General features: G+C 67.6%; 1 protein-coding gene. It reads left to right on the top strand.

Annotation, left to right across the window (positions count from 1 at the left end; all coding sequences use genetic code 11):
- The coding region (locus tag ACYVOK_RS29075; protein ID WP_460665755.1) for a hypothetical protein at positions 1-218 on the top strand (218 nt) is incomplete at its 5' end.
- Between the last annotated feature and the right edge of the window lie 128 nt (positions 219-346).

The raw sequence follows: 346 nt of genomic DNA, 5'->3' as shown, positions 1-346 counted from the left end.
AGCAGGGCGCCGCCACGGCCGAGATCGCCCGCAACGTCCAGGAGGCGGCGCGGGGCACGGAAGCGGTCACCGGCAGCATCGGGGACGTTCAGCAGGGCGCCGGCGAGACCGGAGCCGCTGCCAGCCAGGTGCTCGGGGCAGCCCAGGAGCTCGCCCGCCACTCCAACGATCTCGGCCAGGAGGTTGCCACGTTCCTCCAAGACGTGAAGGCGGCTTAAGGATTGAGAGGGGCTGATGCAGGATGGGTGAGCTAGCCCCACACATGCTCAGCCATCGTGAGGAGCAACCTCAAGGGAGGGCCGCTGGTTGCAGCGGCCCTTTTTCGATTCCGTTGCAAATCCTGCCG

The organism is Kribbella swartbergensis, from assembly GCF_054784135.1.
Note: the sequence above shows the minus strand (reverse complement) of the source record. Positions and strands in the feature narration are given on the sequence as shown.